This window comes from Williamsia sp. Leaf354 (assembly GCF_001424365.1).
Taxonomy (GTDB): Bacteria; Actinomycetota; Actinomycetes; order Mycobacteriales; family Mycobacteriaceae; genus Williamsia_A.
In genome coordinates this window covers 180,812-194,625 of record NZ_LMPL01000004.1, presented here as the reverse complement: position 1 = coordinate 194,625, position 13,814 = coordinate 180,812, and the positions used below count along the sequence as shown (strand labels likewise).

Sequence of the window (13,814 nt, the reverse complement as noted above, 5' to 3'; positions counted from 1 at the left end):
TCGCACCTTCCCTGCGCACACCTTCCCCGCGACTCCCATGAGGTGTTGAGGAATGGTGCGATGACGTCTGTAGACGTGAGGGAAGCCGACAAGCGGGTCGCGGACACGCTGGCGGAATTGCGCAAGAAGCTCGCCACGGTCTCGTCGACCAAAGCGAAACCCGTTGTCCCGCAGAACCAGAGAACGGTCACGGTCGCCGCCTCGGAGCAGGTCGACAAGGAGATGCTGCCGATCCCGGCCCCACTCGCGCAGATCATGCCCGGTGGGGGCCTCGCGCGGGGATCGGTGGTCGCGGTCGACGGCGCGCGGTCGGTGCTGGTCTCGATCATCGCCGAGATCACCGCCTCGGGCGGGTACGTGGCGGTGGTCGGCCTGCCCCACCTGAGCCTGCACGCGGTGGAGGAGATGGGCGGCGACCTGTCGCATGTGGCGGTGGTGTCCGGACAGGGTGATCCGGGGGTCTTCGATCCCGGGCGGAGCCCGGTCCGGTTCGACCCCGTGGAGGTGGCCGCGGTGTTGCTCGACGGGCTCGATCTGGTGGTGGTCGGCCTGGGCGGGGTGTCGGTGCCGCCGTCGCGGGCGCGGGCGGTGATGGCCCGGGCGCGGGCCAAGGGGTCGACGCTGATGGTGACCGACGGACGGTGGTCGGGTGTGCAGGCGACGCTCAGTGCCCAGGTCGCCGATTATCGGCACCTGCCGTTCCGGGCGGCCGGGCACGGTCGGATCTCCGGGTTGTCGTTGTCGGTGCAGGCGCGTGGTCGCGGTACACGGGTGACCGAGACCCGGATCGATGTGGTGCATGCCGACGATCGGGTCCGGTTGGTCGCCGCACGCCCGGTCGGTGCCGTCGCCGACGCCGCTCCGGTCACCGCCACCGGCGGGCTCACGATAGCCGTGGCGAACTGATGACGTCCGCACCCGCGGGGAGGCCCCGACGCACCCTGGCGCTGTGGTGCCCGGACTGGCCCGCGGTGGCCGCTGCGGCCGACGCCGACATCTCCCCGGACGAACCGGTCGCGGTGATCTCGGCCAACCGCGTGGTCACCTGTTCGGCGACCGCGCGGGCGGCCGGGGTGCGCCGCGGGATGCGCAAGAGGGAATCGCAGGCACGCTGTCCCTCGCTGCACGTGATGACCGCCGATCCCGGGCGTGACGGCCGACTCTTCGAGCCGCTGGTGGCTGCTGTGGCCGAGGTGATCCCCATCGTGGAGGTGTTGCGACCGGGTCTCATGCTGCTCCCCGCGGCGGGCGCCGCCCGGTACTTCGGGGGCGAGGAGGTGGCGGCGGAGAAACTCATCGACGTCGTGTCCGTCTGCGGTACGGAGTCGTTCACCGGGATCGCCGACGAGCTGTTCACCGCCGTGGTCGCCGCGCGACACGGACAGATCGTGCCGGCCGGTGGCGACGTCGACTTCCTCGCGCCGCTGTCGATCGCCGAGCTGGGAGCCGAGCCCAGCCTGTGCGGCGACGACCGGGACCACCTCATCGACCTGCTGTGGCGGTTGGGTGTACGCACGATGGGTGCCTTCGCGGCGTTGTCGGTGACCGACGTCGCGACGCGCTTCGGTGCCGACGCCGTCGTCGCCCACCGGGCCACCCGTGCCGAGGCCGGCCGGTCGGCGTCGGGTCGGTTGCCGAGCACGGACGTCGTCATCGACCACGAGTGTGATCCGCCGATCGACCGGGTCGACGCCGCGGCGTTCGTCGGTCGCCGACTGGCCGATGAACTGCACCGCGCGCTGATGGCGGCGTCGGTGGCCTGCACCCGACTCACCGTCCACGCCTCCACCACCGGTGGACAGCACTCGTCACGCACCTGGCGATGCGCCGAGCCGTTGACCCCGGAGGCCACCGCCGACCGCATCCGATGGCAACTCGACGGGTGGCTCAGCGGCAAGGACTCCGGCAACCGCCCGGACTCACCGATCTCCCGTCTGCGGCTGGAGCCGGTGGAACTCGTCGACTCCGGTGCCCTGCAGTTCGGCTTCCGTGGGGCAGGGATCCCCGGCGGCGACGGCGAGGTGGCCGATCGGGCCCGTCGGGCGCTGGTGCGCGTGCAGGGACTCCTCGGTGGTGAGGCCGTCCGTGTTCCGGTGCGCAGCGGCGGACGCGGTGTGGCCGAACGGATCACGCTCATCCCGCTGGGCGACGAGCTGACACCGGCGTCCGACCCCGACGCCCCCTGGCCGGGACGGATCCCCGAACCGGCGCCGGCGGTGGTGCTCAGTGCGCCGGTGACGGTACGCGACTGCAACGACGACCCCGTGCAGGTCACCCGCCGCGGGATGTTCAGCGCCGAACCGACCACGGTCACCTGGGGATCGCGGAGCTGGGATCTGCTCTGGTGGGCCGGTCCGTGGCCGGCCGACGAACGCTGGTGGGCCGCCCCGGGTGAACAGGTGGGCACCCACGCGAGAGCGCAGGTGCTGCTGAACGATTCGCGCGCTCTGCTGCTGCGATACCAGCAGCAGGGATGGACGGTCGAAGGCGTCTACGAGTGAGCCGCGGTGTGCGCTTCTACGAGGCGGACGGGTCGTTCATGGTGCCGAGGAACACCGGCAGACCCGTTGCGGTGTCGACGATCTGGTACACGAACGCCCGATCGGCGGTGAAGGTGGCCGCCGGTGGCTGCGGGACACCGGTGATGGTCGTGACGCCGGTGGCCGCCGCGGCGACGGTGCCCCGTTCGCCGACGGTGATGACACCGGACTGTGCGACGCTGCTGACCTCCGTGCCGGGTGCGATGCCGTCGAGTGACCCCGGTGCGAAGATCCGTTCCATCCCGAGCGCACGCAACACCGGGCCGAGATCGATCGATGCCTCGGTCTTCCAGCGCGGCACCGTCACCTCCACGTTCGGCGTCGGCGTCGCCGCGCGCAGTGCGCCCGACACCGACGCCAACACGGTGTCGGACAACAACGATCGCGTCGTGGCACCGGACGCCGGCAAGATCACCTGCATGGCCAGACCGGCACCGGCATAGGGCAGTTCGGCGGCCGTCCACCCGGGTCCGTTCGCGAGACGGGTCGGAAAGGAGCTACCCATCAGCGGCGCCGAGACGGTACGACCCGTCGCGGTGGTGAACGGCTCGTCACGCGTCGCGTCGGGGGTGAACGGCGACGCCCAGGCGGCCGCGAGATAGACGGTGGTCAGCAGCGCGAGGTCGGTGTCGGAGCCGATCGGCACCGGTGCACGGGTGATCTGCCCGCCGGTGTTGACCGCCACCCACTCGTTCACCGCCTCTCGTGCCTGCGGCGTCGCGAAGTCCAGGGGGTAGACACCGGCGTCGAAATACCGTGCGAGATCGGTGAGGTACGACCGACGTGGCGGATGTGACCGCGCGATGAAAGCACCCGCCCCCTGTCGATACACAGGAGGGCTGGGCGGGTTGTTCACATCCACCGTGCCGGGATCGCCACCGATCGCGCCGAGCTGCCCCACCAGCGCCGCGATCGCCTCCGGGCGGCTCGTGCCGAGCACCCGGTCGATCTCCGCGGCCGCGGCGTCGTCGGCACCGGCCCGCACCATCCCGACCGCCGTCACCGCGCTCCACGGGGAGACGACGGTGTTCGGCGACCCCGTCGACGACGAGGCCGATGCCATGGCCACGCCGACACGCCGGACCCCGGCGACCAACGCCTCTGTGGCCGCCCGCTCGGTGTCGATGCCGATCTGTGCGAATGTCACGCTCGGTGCCCTACTCAGTTGTGCCGTGTCGGGCGGCACCGCATCGGTGGCACACCCGCTGAACAGCAGAACCGTAGCCACGGCCACCGACACGACCGTCCGTCTTTCTGGGGAGCTCACGAGTTCGCTCCGGCATCCTGGGGAGCTCACGAGTTCGCACCGCGAGCGAGGAGGTGCCATCGCTCGACCTCGCCCGCACCGGTCACCGCGACGAGATCGTCGACGAGGTTGACGGTGAGGCACACATGGTTCGGCACCGCCCGGACCACCGATCCGGCGTCGGGGAGCGGCCCCTCGCTCACCACGGTCGCGTGGTGTTCCGACAGAGCGACGATGCGGGCGTCGGGAAGGTCGGGGAGCAGTCCGAAACCCGGTACCCAGTCGGGCTTCTCGGAACCCAGGATCTTGCTGCCGCAGTCGAGTACGGCGCGCCCCGGCTCGCGACGGACCACGGTCGAGGCCACCGACAACGACACGTCGTCGATTCCCGCGCGCCCCAGGGCCACCTGCTGGGCGTCGTTGAACGGGTACACCCCCGGACGGACCTCGGTCAGGACATCGGGATGCGCGAACTCGACCGTCGGCGTGGAACCTCCGCTGCGGACGATCGGATCGACCCCCACCGACGCCAACGCATCGGCGGCATCGGAGATCGCCCGGGCCTCCTGATGTGCGGCGGTCTCGCGCCCGGTGGGGGAGTAGCCGTGACCCGGGAACGTGAACACCCCCACCACTCGTAGGCCGTGCGCAACAGCTTGTGCGGCAACGATTCCGGCGTCCCCGGGGGAGGTGCCCGTGCGATGCTGACCGCTGTCGACCTCGACGAGCACCTCGACCGAGTCGCGGGTGTCTCCGAGCGCCTGCGCCATCGCGATCGCGCCGGCCACCGAATCGATCGCCACCCGCAACGAGGCGTCGTGTGCCACCGACCGCAACCGCTCGGCCTTCGACGCGGTGAGCCACAGGGGATAGGCGATGAAGAGGTCGTCGAAGCCTGCCGCGGCGAAGGCCTGCGCCTCACCGATCGTCGCGACGGTCAACCCGACGGCGCCGGAAGCGATCTGCCGTCGCGCGATGTCGCCGCACTTGTGGGTCTTGGCGTGCGGACGGAGCGCGAGTCCCTGTGCGGCGACCCTCGTCGCCATCGTCGCGATGTTCGCGTCGAGCACGTCGGTGTCGACGCGGACGTACGGGGTGTCGGCGGTCGGAGGTCGGGTCGGCATCACCGTGGACTCTACGACGTGACCGAGCCGCGCAGAGGCCACCTCGGTTGGTTGTTTCTGATCGGTAACGATCAGCAAACAGCGGTTTCGTTTGCCCGGTACGTATGCGTACCGTCGAGGTCTCGGGCCGCGCACCGGGCGCGGCCGACCACGGAGGTGAACGACCATGCACCTGCCACGCATTCTCGGAACGGCGTTCGCAGCGCTACTGCTCACGGGGGTCGGTGCGGCAGGCGCCATCGGGGTCGCACACGCCGACACGGTCGAGCCTGTGTCGCGACTCATCGCCGCCGGTGTCCCCGCCGACGTCGCGGTGCTGGCGCCGTTCGCGACACCCGCCGCCGGCCAGACGATCAACCTGAACAATCGAGGCAACCCCGGCCAGAACATCGACGCGGTCATCGACCACGATCGCGCAACGATCACCGTCATCCAGCGCTGGCTGCAGTACGAGCGATCGCGGCTCACCGTCGGATGGGTGAACCTCGCCACCGGGCGATCCGGCGTGACCGGCCTGCCCCGCGCGCTGCCCGGCCGCACGGCGCCACCCGCGTCGTATCCGACGGTGGACCGTGCCGTGGATCTGCCGACCGGCAGGGGACCGGTGGCGATCGTCGTCTACGGCGAGATCCCCGGCGAGGTCGGGCTCATCGGATTGTCGTCGGAGGCGTACGGCTACCTCACGCCCATCGTGCGACTTCTGCAGGTGTAGATGCCGTGTGCGGCGAACCGGACTTCGCGCAAGCCCATCACCCGGGGTGGGTCCCAGCGGTTACGCTGAGCGCATGCTCAAACGATCCTTCATGGCCATCCTGTGCGGCGTGATCGCTGCGGTCGGCCTGTCGGCGGCCACCACCGTCACCGCGGCCTCCGCCGCGCCGTCGTGCGCGAACGTCGAGGTGCTCTTCGCCCGCGGTACCGCCGAGCCCGCGCCCCCGGTCGGACTGACCGGTCTGTCGTTCGGGCAGGCGTTGCGCGGTGCGTTGCCCGGTAAGTCGGTCGTGGTGCGCGGGGTGAACTACCCGGCGAGCGCGAACTTCCGCGACCGGATCGGCCTCGCGCAGACGGTGATCAACGGCGTGAAGGACACCCAGAACCGCATCACGTTCCTCGCCCGCACCTGCCCCCAGACCCGCATCGTGGTCGGCGGGTACTCCCAGGGCGCGGTCGTGGCGGGCTACGCGGTTGCCCCGCGGGTCACACTGCCCGCGCAGTACCGCGGCTCCGCGCCGGCGCCGCTGCCCGCGTCGGTGGCCCGCAACGTGGCCGCGGTCGTGCTGTTCGCGCCGCCGAGCGCCCGGTTCCTCCGCGACGCCCAGGCGCCCGCGATCGAGGTCGGCCCGCTGTATCAGGGCAAGACGATCCGCTACTGCATCGCCGGCGACACCATCTGCAACGGTGCGCCGCTGGGTCAGCCGAACGGACTGCATGTGCTCTACGCGGTCAACGGCGACACGGTGAACGCCGCCGGTCGCGTCGCCGCACGCATCTGACGCGGACCCGGTGCACCCGCGGGTCCTCTCCGACGGGTCGGTGATCCGCGCCGCGCAGCCCGGTGACGAGGCCGGCCTGCTGGCCGCGATCACCGCGCTCGCGGTATACGAGCGCGAGCCCGACGCGGTCGACAACTCCGTCGACGCGCTGACCGCCGCACTGTTCGGCGACGACCCGAAGGTGTTCGCGCACATCGCCGAACGGGACGGCGCCGTGGTCGGGGTCGCGATCTGGTTCGTCACCTACTCCACCTGGACCGGGCGTCACGGCATCTGGCTCGAGGATCTGTTCGTCCACGAATCCGAGCGTGGACGCGGTTACGGTGTGGCTCTGCTGGCGTCGCTCGCCGCGGTCTGTGTGGAGCGTGGATACGCGCGGCTGGAGTGGACGGTCCTCGACTGGAACGCGCCGAGCATCGCGTTCTACCGATCACTCGGCGCCCGACCGATGGACGAATGGACCACGCACCGACTGGTCGGCGACGACCTCGCCGCACTCGCCGACCGCTGAGGCCGCCCCGCCGAATCGACTCGAATATGTGTTCGATTCTCGGTACAGTCGGGTGTGGGTTGGAACGAGGGCCCGCCCACCTGGGCGGAGATGGAGCGGGTGCTGTCCGGGCGCCCGAACCAGGGCGGTCGACCGGGTGAGACGTTCCCGGGCGACGGCAGCGACAGCCCCGCGTGGTCGCGCAAGCGCGAACCGTTCCGGGCCGACGACATCGAGCGCGGGCGCACCAGCACCCCGTACGCCGAGTTGCACGCCCACACCTCCTACAGCTTCCTCGACGGCGCGAGTTCTCCCGAGGAGATGGTCACCGAGGCCCACCGCCTCGGACTGTCGGCGCTCGCGGTCACCGATCACGACGGGTTCTACGGGGTCGTCCGGTTCGCCGAGGCCGCCCGCGAGTGGCGCATGCCGACGGTCTTCGGCGCGGAGCTGTCGCTGCAGCACGACGCCGCGCGCACCGGCGTCGCCGATCCCGGTGGCGCACATCTGTTGGTTCTCGCACGCGGGCAGGACGGATACCGCCGGTTGTCGCGTCAGATGGCGGCCGCGCACATGGCCGCGGGTGAGAAGGGGTTGCTGCGCCACGATCTCGACACCCTCGCCGCGGCGGCGGACGATTCCTGGCTGATCCTCACCGGGTGTCGTAAAGGTGCGGTGCGACAGGCGTTGTCGAGCGGTGGTCCCGACGCCGCCGCGACCGAGCTGCGGACTCTGATCGACCGGTTCGGCCGCGACAACGTCGTCGTCGAACTGTCCACCGCCGGATTGCCCACCGACGACGAACGCAACGCGGCGCTCGCCACGCTCGCCGCCGCCCACGGCCTGCACACGGTGGCGACCACCGGAGCCCACTTCGCCGCCCCGAACCGGCGGCGTCTGGCGATGGCACTCGCCGCGGTGCGTGCACGGTCGAGTCTCGACGAGATCGCCGGGTGGCTCGGTCCGCTCGGGGGAGCGCACCTGCGCAGTGGCGACGAGATGGCGACACTGCTCGCCGCACACCCCGAGGCCATCGACAACTCCGCGCAGTTCGGCATCGACTGCGCCTTCGAACTGCGTCTGATCGCACCGGAACTGCCGCCGTTCGACGTGCCGGCCGGACACACCGAGAAAACCTGGCTGCGGGAGCTGACCATGCGCGGTGCCGCCGACCGCTACGGCACACCCGCGACACACCCCAAGGCCTATCGACAGATCGAACACGAACTGGCGGTGATCGATTCGCTGAACTTCCCGGGGTACTTCCTGGTGGTGCACGACATCGTCGACTTCTGCAAACGGTCCGACATCCTCTGTCAGGGTCGCGGCAGCGCCGCCAACTCCGCGGTGTGTTTCGCCCTCGGTGTCACCAACGTCGACCCGGTGCGCAACAGCCTGCTGTTCGAACGGTTCCTGTCGCCCGAGCGGGACGGTCCGCCCGACATCGACGTCGACATCGAATCCGATCGACGCGAGGAGGCCATCCAGCACGTCTACTCGAAGTACGGCCGCGAGTACAGCGCACAGGTCGCCAACGTCATCACCTACCGCGGGCGGTCGTCGGTGCGGGACATGGCTCGCGCACTGGGGTATTCGATCGGGCAGCAGGACGCGTGGAGCAAACAGGTCAGCCGATGGGGACGCACGGTCGACCAAGATGAGAACCCAGGCGACGAGAACCCGGAAGCAGATATCCCCGCCGATGTCCTCGACCTCGCCGGTCAGGTGTCGGGGATGCCGCGCCATCTCGGCATCCACTCCGGCGGCATGGTGATCTGCGACCGCCCCATCGCCGACGTCTGCCCCACCGAGTGGGCGCGGATGCCCGGCCGCAGCGTGCTGCAGTGGGACAAGGACGACTGTGCGGCCATCGGTCTGGTCAAGTTCGACCTGCTCGGCCTCGGCATGCTCTCCGCGCTGCACTACGCGATCGATCTCGTCGCCGAGCACAAGGAGCTGCACGTCGATCTCGCGCGGATCGACCTGGGCGAGAAGGCCGTCTACGACATGCTCTGTGCCGCCGACTCGGTCGGCGTGTTCCAGGTGGAGTCGCGCGCGCAGATGGCCACCCTGCCCCGGCTGAAGCCGCGCGAGTTCTACGACCTCGTGGTCGAGGTGGCGCTCATCCGTCCCGGCCCCATCCAGGGCGGGTCGGTCCACCCCTACATCCGGCGACGCAACGGACTCGAGGTGACCGGATACGAGCACCCGTCCATGCGGGCGGCGCTCGAACGGACCCTCGGGGTCCCGCTGTTCCAAGAGCAGCTGATGCAGCTCGCCGTCGACGTCGCCGGTTTCGACGCCGCCGAGGCCGATCAGCTGCGACGCGCGATGGGATCGAAGCGGTCGCCGGAGAAGATGCAGAAACTCAAGGAACGCTTCTACACCGGTATGGAACAGACCCACGGGATCACCGGCGAGATCGCCGACCGGGTGTTCGAGAAGATGGCCGCGTTCGCCAATTTCGGCTTCCCCGAGAGTCATTCGCAGAGTTTCGCGGCGCTGGTGTTCTACTCCTCGTGGTTCAAGTACCACCACCCGGCGGCGTTCTGCGCCGCGCTGCTGCGGGCGCAACCGATGGGGTTCTACTCGCCGCAGTCGCTGGTGGCCGATGCGCGCAGGCACGGTGTCGCCGTCCACGGCCCCGACATCAACATCTCACTGGCCCATGCGAATCTCGAGAACAGTGGTCTCGACGTGCGGATGGGGTTGGGCTCGGTGCGTCACATCGGTGACGAGGTGGCGCAGGTCATCGTCGACCGCCGTGTCGCCGACGGCCCCTACCGCACCCCGGCCGACCTGGCCCGTCGCGCCGAACTCGGCGAGAGGCAACTCGAGGCGCTGGCGACCGCGGGTGCGTTCGACTGTTTCGGCGGTAGTCGGCGACAGGCGCTGTGGGATGCCGGGGCGGCCGCGTTCGAGCGGGCCGATCAGCTCGCGCTCGAGGCGTCGCTGACCGCGCCGACGCTGCCCGGTCTCACCGATGTGGAGACCGCGGCCGCCGACGCGTGGGCGACCGGGGTCACGCCGAACGTCTATCCCACCCAGTTCCTGCGGCCCCGCCTGACCGCGATGGGTGTCGTCGCGGCCGACGGTCTGCTCGCCGTACCCGACGGGTCACGCGTCGTCGTCGCCGGGGCGGTCACCCATCGGCAACGCCCGGCCACCGCGTCCGGCGTCACCTTCATCAACCTCGAGGACGAGACCGGCATGGTGAACGTGGTCTGCTCGGTGGGGCTGTGGAAGCGCTACCGCCGCCTCGCCCAGAACGCCACCGCACTGGTCATCCGCGGCACGGTGCAGAACGCCGAGGGCGCGGTCACCGTGGTCGCCGAACACCTGGAGAAGATGGACCTCAAGGTCGGCACCCGATCCCGCGACTGGCGATAGTGAGCCATGGCAACATGATCGGATGCGTGGTGGGCGAGACGAGAACGGGGTGACACACCCGTCTCAGGGGCAACCCCTGGGTACACCACACAGCGAGACCCTGCGTCCGACGCCGGACCGCACGCTGCGCGTGCATCGCGGCGCCGTGGACAGGAGAATTCGGTCGACTCGCCCGCCACGCATCCGGTGACGATCGGGGCCGTGCGACGGTATCCGCGCTCGACGGCCGAGATGCTCGCCGCGATCGTCGATGCGGCCGATCCCGAGTGGACGCGAGCGGGTCTCGCCGATGCGCTCTCGGCACACCGCCGCGGTCTCGACGACGCGCAGGCGGACGCCGTCGCAGGTCACCTTCTCGTAGCGTTTCCCCGCCAACCCCCGGATCGGCGTGACGCGATCGCCGGGCGCATCGTCGAACTGGCGATGCCGCCGATGCGACCCCGACCGGCGCCGCGCGAGCTGTGGGACGGTCTGCCGCGCTACGCCGACTACTCCGCCCTCGCGGCGGCCTACGACATGACCGTGCCCGAGCTGGACTGGCTGGCCGACCGCGGCACCTGGTTGCGGTCGAGAACCGGCCCGCTGCAGCACTATCGAGTGACCCCGATCCCCAAGCGTCGGGGTGTCCGCGTCCTCGAGATCCCCAAACCCCGTCTGCGTGAGACGCAGCGACGCATCCTGCGCCGTGTCCTCGACCGGCTACCGCCTCACCCTGCCGCACAGGGATTCGTCGCCGGGACGTCGCCGGTGACGTTCGCGAGCCCCCACGCCGGTCGGCCGGTGGTCGTCCGTATCGATCTGCGCCGGTGCTTCGAGACGATCACCGTCGCCCGCGTCCGTGCCGTGTTCGCCGCGGTCGGGTACCCGCCCGCCGTCGCCCGCGCTCTGGCCGACCTGTGCACCACGACAACACCGGCGGAACGACTCGTCGGCGTGGACCCCGTGCACGCGGCCATCCTGCGATCCCGCCACCTGCCCCAGGGGGCGCCGACCTCGCCGGCTCTGGCCAACCTCGTGATGCGCACGCTCGACCGCCGCATCACCGGCTATGCCCACCGACACGGACTCGTCTACACCCGCTACGGCGACGATCTGGCGCTGAGCGGCACCATCGAGGACCCGTCGGCGGTGGTGTGGGTGGTGGCGCAGATCGTGACCGCCGAGGGTTTCACCGTCCACGGCGACAAGACGCGCATCATGTACGCCCACCAGCAACAGCGCCTCACGGGACTGGTGGTCAACGATCGTCCGCGCGTGTCCCGATCCGAGTACGACGATCTGCGGGCGTTGATGCACAACGCGATACGGACCGGGGCCAAGGACCAGAATCGCGACGACATCCCCGACTTCGAGGCCCACGTCCGCGGACGGATCGCATGGGTCGGGGCGACGAGCCCCGCCCGCCGGCAGAGACTTCTGGAGATGGCGTCCCGCGTGGACTGGAGCAGTGACTGATCGCGCCGGCGTGGGCTCGATCGAACGCCCGAGGGTGGTTCGCACGCTCGTGTGTCGGTCGCATGCCGCGGGGAACATGCGAACAGCGAGCAAGCGTGCGAACGGTGAGAGAGCGCTCGAACGCAATCCGCTAGACCGCGCCCTCGAAGCCGTTCTGACGCCAGGCCTCGTACATCACGATGCTCGCGGCGTTCGCGAGGTTGAGTGATCGACGACCGGCGAGCATCGGGATGCGCAGGCGATCGGTGACGTGCGGGTCGGCGAGGACCTCGGGGGACAGACCGGTCGGCTCGGGTCCGAACAGCAGCACGTCGCCCGGCCGGTAGTCGACCGCGGTGTGGAACCTCTCGGCGTGCGCGGTGAAGGCGTAGACGCGTTCGGGGGCGAGCGCCTCCCAGGCGGCGTCGAGATCGCGGTGCACCGTCACCGACGCCATCTCGTGGTAGTCCAGGCCCGCCCGCTTCACCTTCGCCGCATCGAGGTCGAAGCCGAGCGGTTCCACAAGATGCAGCTCACACCCCGTGTTGGCCGCCAGACGGATGGCGTTGCCGGTATTGGGGGGTATGCGAGGTTCATGGAACAAAATGCGGAACACAAGCGTCTACTGTGCCTGAGCACCTGTCGAGCACGACGGGGCAGGGCAGACCCGGCGCAGGCGGTGGTCACGGAACGAACTGGGTGGGACATGCGGGACACGGTGCGCACCACGTCCGGGGTCGTCTGGCGCTACGTGCGGTCGGCGCCGGGAACCTATCTCTGGCTCACCGTCCTCTTCGTCACCACCGTGATCGCCCATCGCGTGGCGCCCGATCAGCTGACGCACATCCTCCAGAACCGCTCCACCAACCTCCGACACCTGCTGCACAACCCGCTCCCGAGCCTGTTCCGCAGCGCCTTCTGGATCGACGGCAACGGTTGGTTCCTCTACGCGATCGTGTTCACCCTCATCCACGCACCGGTCGAACGCTGGCTCGGGACGGCGCGCTGGGTGGCGGTCGTGGTCATCGCCCACGTCACGGCCACCTACATCAGCCAGGGCATCCTCCTGTGGGCCATTGACAGCGGTCGTGCACCGCAGAGCGATCTCGCGGTGATCGACATCGGCGTCAGCTACGGGCTGGCCGGTGTGGCGGGGATCCTCGTCTACCGGATCGCGCGCCGCTGGCGCTGGCTCTACGGCGGTGCCCTGGCCGTCGTCTGCCTCACCCCGATCGTGTGGCCTCTGGTGCACGGCACACACTTCACGTTCACCGACATCGGCCACCTCTGCGCCGCGATCGTCGGGCTCGCCTGCTACCCGATCACCCGGATCGGTCGACGACGGACACGGGTCGTCGGCGACCTCCCGCCGGTGTCACCGCTTCTGGTCGAGCACATGACCACCGAGCCCGCACTGCCCCCGGTGTCGCCCCACCTGCTCGAACGCATGCCGGCACCCGCGGTCACGTCCCCGGCCCGGCGACGGCGCATCATGGGCATCCATGACCGCCTACGACAACCACACCTTCGACGAGGAGGACCTGTCGGGCCAGACGTGGTCGGGTGACACGTTCGACGACTGCACCTTCCTCGACTGCGACCTCTCCGAACTGACCACCGAGGCGGTCGTGTTCACCCGGTGCACGTTCGTCGGCTGTCGCCTCGCCGACTCCGAGCACCGCCGGACCGCGTTCCGTACGTGCACCCTCGACCGATGCCCGATGCCGGGCGCCACCTTCACCGACTGCAGCCTCCTGGGGTCGACCATCACGCAGTCGTTGATGCGTCGGGTGTCGCTGACCGACTGCGACATGTCCCTGACGTCGCTGGGTGGTCTCACCCTGCACCGGGTCGATCTGACCGGCTCGCGTCTGCGCGAGGCCAATCTGGCGTCGACGACCGTCACCTCGTCGACTCTGGCGGGCGTCGACCTGACCGGGTCGCGTGCCGTCGGTGCGACGGTCACCGACTCCGACCTGCGTGGGGCGCGGATCGACCCGGCGTTCTGGGTCGCGGCAAAGGTCACCGACACCGTCGTGGACCACGACCACGCCGTCGACTACGCGCTGGCCCACGGATTGCGGTTGGGCTGAACGC

At 70.0% G+C, this 13,814-nt stretch carries 12 protein-coding genes; 9 read left to right on the top strand and 3 right to left on the bottom strand.

Features of this window, described 5'->3' with window-relative positions; translation table 11 throughout:
- Positions 1-60 precede the first annotated feature (60 nt).
- Together ASG12_RS15385 and ASG12_RS15380 are read left to right on the top strand one after the other, a co-directional pair.
- Positions 61-906, top strand: a complete 846-nt coding sequence (locus tag ASG12_RS15385; protein WP_156378133.1) for a hypothetical protein — start codon at positions 61-63, stop codon at positions 904-906.
- Positions 906-2,501, top strand: a complete 1,596-nt coding sequence (locus ASG12_RS15380; protein WP_055791418.1) for a DNA polymerase Y family protein — start codon at positions 906-908, stop codon at positions 2,499-2,501. The genes ASG12_RS15385 and ASG12_RS15380 overlap by 1 nt, the downstream gene beginning before the upstream one ends.
- Before the next feature lie 16 nt (positions 2,502-2,517).
- Here ASG12_RS15380 and ASG12_RS15375 read toward each other — a convergent pair whose 3' ends face one another.
- Positions 2,518-3,687 carry a serpin family protein gene (locus ASG12_RS15375; RefSeq protein ID WP_055791415.1) on the bottom strand — a complete coding sequence of 390 codons (1,170 nt, stop codon included), beginning with the start codon at positions 3,685-3,687 and terminating at the stop codon, positions 2,518-2,520.
- A gap of 146 nt (positions 3,688-3,833) precedes the next feature.
- Positions 3,834-4,910 (bottom strand): alanine racemase, encoded by a 1,077-nt coding sequence (locus ASG12_RS15370; protein WP_055791411.1) that lies wholly within the window; start codon positions 4,908-4,910, stop codon positions 3,834-3,836.
- A 166-nt stretch (positions 4,911-5,076) separates the two neighbouring features.
- Here ASG12_RS15370 and ASG12_RS15365 point away from each other — a divergent pair, with 166 nt between their 5' ends.
- The 5 genes from ASG12_RS15365 to ASG12_RS15345 all read left to right on the top strand — a co-directional run bounded on the left by ASG12_RS15365 (position 5,077) and on the right by ASG12_RS15345 (position 11,738).
- Positions 5,077-5,622, top strand: a complete 546-nt coding sequence (locus ASG12_RS15365; RefSeq protein ID WP_055791408.1) for a hypothetical protein — start codon at positions 5,077-5,079, stop codon at positions 5,620-5,622.
- A gap of 73 nt (positions 5,623-5,695) precedes the next feature.
- The gene (locus ASG12_RS15360) at positions 5,696-6,403 is read left to right on the top strand and encodes a cutinase family protein (RefSeq protein WP_055791405.1); all 708 of its coding nucleotides are present in this window, start codon (positions 5,696-5,698) and stop codon (positions 6,401-6,403) included.
- A gap of 10 nt (positions 6,404-6,413) precedes the next feature.
- Positions 6,414-6,914: a GNAT family N-acetyltransferase gene (locus ASG12_RS15355; RefSeq protein WP_443089101.1), complete on the top strand. Its 501-nt coding sequence runs from the start codon at positions 6,414-6,416 to the stop codon at positions 6,912-6,914.
- A gap of 54 nt (positions 6,915-6,968) precedes the next feature.
- Positions 6,969-10,283 carry an error-prone DNA polymerase gene (locus ASG12_RS15350; RefSeq protein ID WP_055791402.1) on the top strand — a complete coding sequence of 1,105 codons (3,315 nt, stop codon included), beginning with the start codon at positions 6,969-6,971 and terminating at the stop codon, positions 10,281-10,283.
- Between the two features lie 201 nt (positions 10,284-10,484).
- Positions 10,485-11,738, top strand: a complete 1,254-nt coding sequence (locus ASG12_RS15345; RefSeq protein ID WP_235457133.1) for a reverse transcriptase family protein — start codon at positions 10,485-10,487, stop codon at positions 11,736-11,738.
- Between the two features lie 130 nt (positions 11,739-11,868).
- Here ASG12_RS15345 and ASG12_RS15340 read toward each other — a convergent pair whose 3' ends face one another.
- The gene (locus ASG12_RS15340; RefSeq protein WP_055791396.1) at positions 11,869-12,333 is read right to left on the bottom strand and encodes a tRNA (cytidine(34)-2'-O)-methyltransferase; all 465 of its coding nucleotides are present in this window, start codon (positions 12,331-12,333) and stop codon (positions 11,869-11,871) included.
- Between the two features lie 90 nt (positions 12,334-12,423).
- Between ASG12_RS15340 and ASG12_RS15335 the strand changes: the two genes are divergently transcribed.
- Together ASG12_RS15335 and ASG12_RS15330 are read left to right on the top strand one after the other, a co-directional pair.
- Positions 12,424-13,284, top strand: a complete 861-nt coding sequence (locus ASG12_RS15335) for a rhomboid family intramembrane serine protease (RefSeq protein WP_200932800.1) — start codon at positions 12,424-12,426, stop codon at positions 13,282-13,284.
- Positions 13,220-13,810 carry a pentapeptide repeat-containing protein gene (locus ASG12_RS15330; RefSeq protein WP_055791393.1) on the top strand — a complete coding sequence of 197 codons (591 nt, stop codon included), beginning with the start codon at positions 13,220-13,222 and terminating at the stop codon, positions 13,808-13,810. Before ASG12_RS15335 ends, ASG12_RS15330 begins: the two co-directional genes overlap by 65 nt.
- The last annotated feature ends 4 nt before the right edge of the window (positions 13,811-13,814 follow it).